The sequence below is a fragment of the Cellulomonas sp. A375-1 genome (genome assembly GCF_001040865.1).
In the GTDB taxonomy this organism is placed as follows: domain Bacteria; phylum Actinomycetota; class Actinomycetes; order Actinomycetales; family Cellulomonadaceae; genus Cellulomonas; species Cellulomonas gelida.
In genome coordinates this window covers 1-6,827 of record NZ_LFKW01000026.1, presented here as the reverse complement: position 1 = coordinate 6,827, position 6,827 = coordinate 1, and the positions used below count along the sequence as shown (strand labels likewise).

The window sequence follows — 6,827 nt, the reverse complement described above, 5'->3', positions numbered from 1 at the left end:
CAGGCGGGCGAACCCCCGGTCGACGAGCACGTCCTCGACGAGCCCGATCTGCCCGACCGACGGCGTCGCGGTCGTGAAGCCCACCGCCACTGCACCGTCGCGGACGTCGGCGTCGCGCACCATCTGCTCGGTCAGCGGGTCGGCGACGTTGTAGACGCACGCGACCTGCGAGCGCTCGTAGACACGTGCCTTGTCCGCGGCGTACGCCGCGAGCGAGCCGTGCCAGTCGAGGTGGTCGGGGGCGACGTTGAGCACCGCGGCAGCCTGGGCGGACATCGAGTGCGTGAAGTGCAGCTGGAAGCTGGACAGCTCGACCGCGAGCACCTGCAGGGACGGGTCGGTCGCGGCGTGCGTGATCGGCGTGCCCACGTTGCCGACCGCGAGCGTCGTGCGGCCCGCGGCGGTCAGGATCGACTCGAGCATCCCGACGGTCGTGGTCTTGCCGTTGGTCCCGGTGAGGGCGAGCCACGGCGCGGGGACCCCCGAGGGACCCGGCACTCGCACCCGCCACGCGAGCTCGACCTCGCTCCACACCGGCAGCCCGCGTGCGGTCGCCGCGGCGAGCAGCGGGTGGTGGGGCGCGAGCCCGGGTGACGTCACGACGAGGTCGGCGCGGCCCAGCCCGTCGCCGGCGAGGTACTCGTCGGTCGCGATCGCCTCGTCCGACCGGTCGTCGACCGGGACCACGCGGGCACCACGCGACGCGAGCACCTCTGCGGCGGCGCGCCCGGAGACCCCCAGCCCCGCGACGACGACCCGTGCGCCGTCGAGGTCGAGCTCGGTGGACACCTAGCCCGCCACCCACTCGGCGTAGAAGATGCCGACCCCGAGCGCGACGAACAGGCCCGCGATGATCCAGAACCGGATGACGATGGTGCCCCCGCCCCACCCGCCGAGCTCGAAGTGGTGGTGCAGCGGGGCCATCTTGAAGACGCGCTTCCCGGTGAGCTTGAACGAGCCGATCTGGATCACGTCCGAGAGCACCTCGAGCACGAACAGGCCGCCGATGATCGCCGCGAGGATCTCGGTGCGCGTGAGGATCGACAGGCCGGCGAGCGCGCCACCGAGCGCGAGCGAGCCCGTGTCGCCCATGAAGATCTTGGCGGGGCTCGCGTTCCACCACAGGAAGCCGAAGCACGCACCGGTGATCGCCGCCGCGACGACGGCGAGCGCGAGCGGGTCGCGCGTCTCGTAGCAGCGCGGACCCGCGGAGGTGAGGATCTGGCACGACTGGTTGAACTGCCACACGCACACGACGACGTAGGCGCCGAACACGATGAGCGAGACGCCCGTGGCGAGCCCGTCGAGGCCGTCGGTGAGGTTGACCGCGTTCGACCACGCCGTGATGAGGAAGTTCGCCCAGATCACGAACAGGACGAGCCCGACCGTCGCGCCCGCGAACGCCAGGTCGATGTTGGTGTCCCGGATGAACGAGATGTTGGTCGAGGCGGGCGTGCGGAACAGCTCGTTGGGGAACTGCAGCGCGGCGACCGCGAACGCGATGCCGACGAGCCCCTGTCCGACGATCTTCCAGCGGGCCTGCAGCCCGAGGCTGCGCTGCCGGCTGATCTTGATGAAGTCGTCGAGGAAGCCGACCAGGCCCAGCCCCGTCATGAGGAACAGGACGAGCACCGCGGAGACCGAGGGCTCCGTGCCCGTGAGCAGCAGCGCGGCGCCCCAGCCGAGCAGGGTCGCGCCGAGGATCACGACGCCGCCCATGGTCGGCGTGCCGCGCTTGGTGAAGTGCGCGGTGGGCCCGTCCTGACGGATGAACTGGCCGTACTGCTTGCGGACCAGGAAGCGGATGAACAGCGGCGTGCCGAGCAGCGCGACGAGCATCGCGACACCGCCCGAGATCAGGACGGCCCTCACGACGCGGCCGCCGCTGCCGGGTGCTCCACCGGGTCCGTGAGCAGGTCGCCGAGCCGCCACAGGCCGGCGCCGTACGACGACTTCACGAGCACGACGTCGCCCGGACGCAGCTCGGCCGCCAGGAACCGCGCGGCGGCGTCGACGTCGTCGACCAGCGCGACCTCGTCGCCCCAGCTGCCTTCGCGGTTGGCGCCGTCGCCGATCGGCCGCGCACCCTCGCCCACGACGACCGTGAGGCCGACGTTGAGCCGCACGACGAGCTCGCCGATCGCGTCGTGCGCGGCGCGTGCTCCCTCGCCGAGCTCGAGCATCTCGCCCAGCACGGCGACCGAGCGGCGGTCCCGTCCCGCGACGACGGCCAGCGCCTTGAGCGCCGCGCGCATCGAGTCGGGGTTCGCGTTGTAGGAGTCGTCGATGACCGTCACGCCGTCGGCCCGGTCGACCACGTGCATGCGGTGCGGCGAGAGCGCGTCGGCAGCGGTCAGGCTCGCGGCGACCTGGTCGAGCGTCAGGCCCACCGCGAGGGCCGCGGCCGCGGCGGCGAGCGCGTTGTGCACGTGGTGCTCCCCCACGAGCCGCAGCTCGACGCGTGCCTCCTGGCGCTGCCCGGAGCCGTCGCCCACGACGAGCGTGAACCTGGCCCGCCCGGCGCGGTCGACGACCACGTCGGTCGCGCGCACCCCGGCGCCCGTGCTCGCGCCGAACGTCACGACGTCACCGGGAGCGAGCTGCGCCATCGCCAGCACGCGCTGGTCGTCGGCGTTGAGGACCGCCACGCCGTCGGGCACGAGGCCCTGCACGATCTCCGACTTCGCGCGGGCCACGGCGTCGATCCCGCCGAACCCGCCGAGGTGCGCCTGACCCACGACGAGCACGACCGCCACGTCGGGCGGCGCGATGCGCGTGAGGTAGTCGAGGTGCCCCGGCCCGGACGCGCCCATCTCCAGGATGAGGAAGCGTGTGGACTCGTCGGCGCGCAGGACGGTCAGCGGCAGGCCGATCTCGTTGTTGAACGAGCGCACCGGCGCGATCGTCGGGCCGACCGCGCCGCACAGCTGCGCGAGCAGGTCCTTCGTCGTCGTCTTGCCGACCGAGCCGGTCACGCCCACGACACGCAGTCCGCTCCCACCCGGCTCGAGCGCGGCGGCCCGCAGCCGGACCAGCACGTCACGCGCGAGCTCGCCCAGGGCGACCTCGACGTCGGGCACGACGACGGTCGGCAGCTCGCGGCCCTCGGCGTCCGTGAGCGGACGTGCGGCCAGGACCGCCGCCGCACCGGCGGCCACCGCGGTGGCCGCGAACTCGTGGCCGTCGACGTGCTCGCCCGGCAGCGCGACGAACAGCCCGCCCGGCTCCACCTGGCGCGAGTCCGTGACGACCGCGCCGTGCACGAGCGTCGCGGGCGCCAGCGCGTGCAGCGTCCCGCCGGTCGCCTCCGCGACCTCCGCGGCGGTCAGCGCGATCACGCCGCACCACCGTCCTGCGTCGCGGGCGGCAACGCATCCGCGAGGCCGTCGGCGACGGCGCTGAGGTAGGCGTCTCGGTCGTTGTACCGGTGGAACACTCCGGCGATCTCCTGGGTCGGTTCGTGGCCCTTGCCGGTGACGATCACGGTGTCCCCCTCGCCCGCGATGGCGAGCCCGTGGCGCACCGCCTCGGAGCGCGGGGTCACCTCGTGCACGTCCGTGAGGTCGGGCCGCACCTCACGCACGCCGGCCAGGATGGCGGCGCGGATCTCGCCCGGGTCCTCCGAGCGAGGGTTCTCGTCGGTCACGACGAGGACGTCGGCCAGCCGCGCGGCGATCGCACCCATGATCGGGCGCTTGCCCCGGTCACGGTCGCCGTCGGAGCCGAAGACGATGACGAGGCGGCCCGGCGTGATGGGTCGCACGGCCTCGAGCGCGAGCACGAGGGCGTCGGGCGTGTGCGCGTAGTCCACCAGGCCGAGCGGGCGTCCGGGGGCGCGCTCGACGACGCGCTCCATGCGCCCCGGCACGGCGTGCGCGCCGGCCACCGCGGTGATCGCGACGTCCAGGTCGACGCCCGCGGCGTGCGCCACGACGATCGCGAGCGCGGCGTTCGAGACGTTGACGAGGCCCGGGAGCGGGCTCGAGGCCGCGTGCTCACGTCCGTCGGGCCCGCGCAGCGTGAAGGTCGAGCCGACGCCGTCGAGACCGATGTCCGCGGCGACGACCGCCCAGTCGGCGTCGGCGGCCACGGGGTCGCCGACGTGCGTGGACACGGACTCGACCGGGATCTGCGCCTCACGTGCGAGGCGACGGCCCCACTCGTCGTCGACCACGACGACCCCGCGGCGCCCCTGCCCCGGCGCGAAGAGCCGGGCCTTGTCGCGGAAGTAGCCCTCCATGTCGCCGTGGAAGTCGAGGTGGTCACGCTGCAGGTTGGTGAACGCGACGACGTCGAACGTGGTCCCGGCGACGCGGTGCAGCGCGAGCGCGTGCGACGAGACCTCCATCGCCACCGCCGTCGCGCCGCGCTCGACCGCGAGGGCGAGCACGTGGGTCAGCACGGGGGCCTCGACGGTCGTGCGCGGGCTCTCGATCGCCTCGTCGCCGATCCGCAGCTCGACCGTGCCGAGCACCGCGGTGCTCGCGTGCACGGCGCGCAGCGCGGCGTCGACGAAGTAGGTCGTGGTGGTCTTGCCGTTGGTCCCCGTGATCCCGACCGTCCGCAGGTGCGACGCGGGGTGCTGCGCGACGTGCGCGGCGAGCGGCCCGGCCAGTGCGCGGGGGTCAGGCGTCAGCAGGACCGGCACGCGCTGCGCGAGCTCGCCGAGCACGCCGAGCCCCGACTCGTCCGTGACGACCGCCACGGCGCCCGCGTCGACCGCCTGCGCGGCGTACGCCGCGCCGTGCACGTGCGCGCCGGGGACGGCGACGAACAGCTCACCGGGCTCGACGTCGCCGGAAGCCATGCTCACGCCCCGTACCGTCGCACCCGAGACGTCGGCACCGACGCTGACCAGCGAGAACAGGTCCACCAATGCGCTCAGCGGGTGGTCGACGGGGTGCGTGGGGCGCATCCGGGCCGTCGACGTCATGGGGAGGAATCTACCCCGGGGCCCCGCACCCGACGCGCCGTCGACCGGCGTCAGGCGTGTGCTCACCACGTCGTGGGGAAGAGCGTCGCCTTGGCGCCCGAGGGCGGCACACCGAGCTCGCTCAGCGCGTACGTGCCGATGTCCCGGAAGACCGGGGCCGCGACGACGCCGCCGTACTCCGACGTGCGCGGGTTGTGCAGGATCACGCTGATCGCCAGCCGCGGCTCGTCGGCCGGGACCACGCCGATGAAGGACGCCGTGATCCCCTGCTTGCCCTTGACCCAGTTCTGCGCGGTGCCCGTCTTGCCGGCGACGCGGTACCCGGGGATCGCGGCGCTCGACCCGGTCCCGTCGTCGACCACGGACTCGAGCATCGACATGACGTCCGCGGCGGTCTTCTCCGAGACGATGCGCGTGCTCGGTGCGGGGTCGGCCTCGGAGTACCGGCCGTCGGTCGACGTCCAGCCCTTGATGACGTGGGGCTGCACGCGCACGCCGCCGTTGGCCACCGTCGCGAAGACCTGGGTCGCCTGGAGCGCGTTGACCGCGACCGCCTGGCCGAACAGCACCGCGTACGGCGTGCGGTTGTTGTTGCGGTCGGCGAAGAACCCGGCCGACTCGCCCGAGAGCTCGATGCCCGTCTTGCTCCCGAGGCCGAACCGCTCGAGCCACTGGTAGCGCTGCTCGGTCGTCAGCAGGGAGCCGATCTGCACGGTCCCGGTGTTCGACGACTCCGCGAGCACGCCCGTCGTGGTCAGGTGCTGCGTCTCGTGCGGGTGCGAGTCCCGGAACGTCTGCCCGTTCTCGATCGTCAGCTGGTACGGGACGGTCCACGTGTCCGTCGGCGTGACGAGGCCCTCCTCGAGCACCGCGGCCATCGTGATGACCTTGCCCGTCGAGCCGGGCTCGAAGATGTTCGAGATCGACGGTGCGAGCGAGCCGCCCGACGAGTCGCCGGGCTTGTTCGGGTCCCGCGCACCCGAGTCGGCCAGCGCGAGGAGCTCGCCGGTGCGCACGTCCAGCACGACGACCGTGCCCGAGTCGGCGCCCGTCGCCTTGACCTGGGCGTCGAGCAGGCTCTGCGCCTTCCAGGCGATGTCCGAGTCGATCGTGAGGCGCACCGACTCGCCGCTGGTCGCGGGCGTGTCCTCGAAGTAGCCGCCCGGCACCTGCTGGCCCTTGGCGCCGCGCTCGACCACCTCGGTGCCGGGCGTGCCCTTGAGCCGCTCGTCGAGCGAGGCCTCGAGCCCCTCGAGGCCCTGCCCGTTGGAGTTGACGAACCCGATCAGGTTGCCCGCGAGGTTGCCGTTCGGGTAGACGCGGTCGGCGACCTTGTCGATGTTGATGCCCGGCAGCCGCATCTTGAAGATCTCGCGCGCGACGGTCGGCAGCACGCCCTTGACCAGGTACTTGAACTTCCGGTCGCCGACGAGCTCGCCGCCGAGCACCGCGGCGTCCTTCTCGAGCAGCGGGGCGAGCCTGCGCGCGACGCCCAGCGCACCGGGCGGGTCCTCGTCGGTGCCGTCGCCGCGGTACTCCCCCACCAGGACCTGGTTGACCGAGATGTTGTACCGCTCGACCGAGCTCGCCAGCGCGACGCCGTCGCGATCCGTGATCTGGCCGCGCGCCCCGATGACCGCGTAGGTCGACAGCCGCTTGTCGCGCGCCTCCTGCGCGAGCGACGGGCCGCGGACCGCCTGGACGTACACGAGCCGTCCCGCGAACGCCGCGACGACCAGCGCGAGGACGACGACGAGCACCAGCAGCCGGGCATGACGACCCGCCGGGGCGGGCTGCTCACGCCGCGGGACCACGATCGGCGGCGTGCCGCGCGGGCGCGCGGGCTTGGCCGCACCGCCCTGCGGCTCGCGCGGACCCGGTGCACGGCGCACCG

The 6,827-nt window shown here is 73.4% G+C and carries 5 protein-coding genes; all 5 read right to left on the bottom strand.

Features of this window, described 5'->3' with window-relative positions:
* Positions 1-789: UDP-N-acetylmuramoyl-L-alanine--D-glutamate ligase (gene murD / locus CWIS_RS02815; protein ID WP_048341726.1), on the bottom strand; the 789-nt coding region annotated here is incomplete at its 3' end.
* Positions 790-1,872: a phospho-N-acetylmuramoyl-pentapeptide-transferase gene (gene mraY, locus CWIS_RS02810; RefSeq protein WP_048341727.1), complete on the bottom strand. Its 1,083-nt coding sequence runs from the start codon at positions 1,870-1,872 to the stop codon at positions 790-792.
* Positions 1,869-3,338 carry a UDP-N-acetylmuramoyl-tripeptide--D-alanyl-D-alanine ligase gene (gene murF / locus CWIS_RS02805; protein WP_048341725.1) on the bottom strand — a complete coding sequence of 490 codons (1,470 nt, stop codon included), beginning with the start codon at positions 3,336-3,338 and terminating at the stop codon, positions 1,869-1,871. The genes mraY and murF overlap by 4 nt, the downstream gene beginning before the upstream one ends.
* Positions 3,335-4,933, bottom strand: a complete 1,599-nt coding sequence (locus CWIS_RS02800; RefSeq protein WP_048341724.1) for a UDP-N-acetylmuramoyl-L-alanyl-D-glutamate--2,6-diaminopimelate ligase — start codon at positions 4,931-4,933, stop codon at positions 3,335-3,337. The genes murF and CWIS_RS02800 overlap by 4 nt, the downstream gene beginning before the upstream one ends.
* 62 nt (positions 4,934-4,995) lie before the next feature.
* The coding region (locus CWIS_RS02795) for a penicillin-binding transpeptidase domain-containing protein (RefSeq protein ID WP_048341723.1) at positions 4,996-6,827 on the bottom strand (1,832 nt) is incomplete at its 5' end.

Coding starts and splice junctions, on each gene's coding strand:
- CWIS_RS02800 (WP_048341724.1), bottom strand. CDS start 4,933: ATGACGTCGACGGCCCGGATGCGCCCCACGCACCCCGTCGACCACCCG.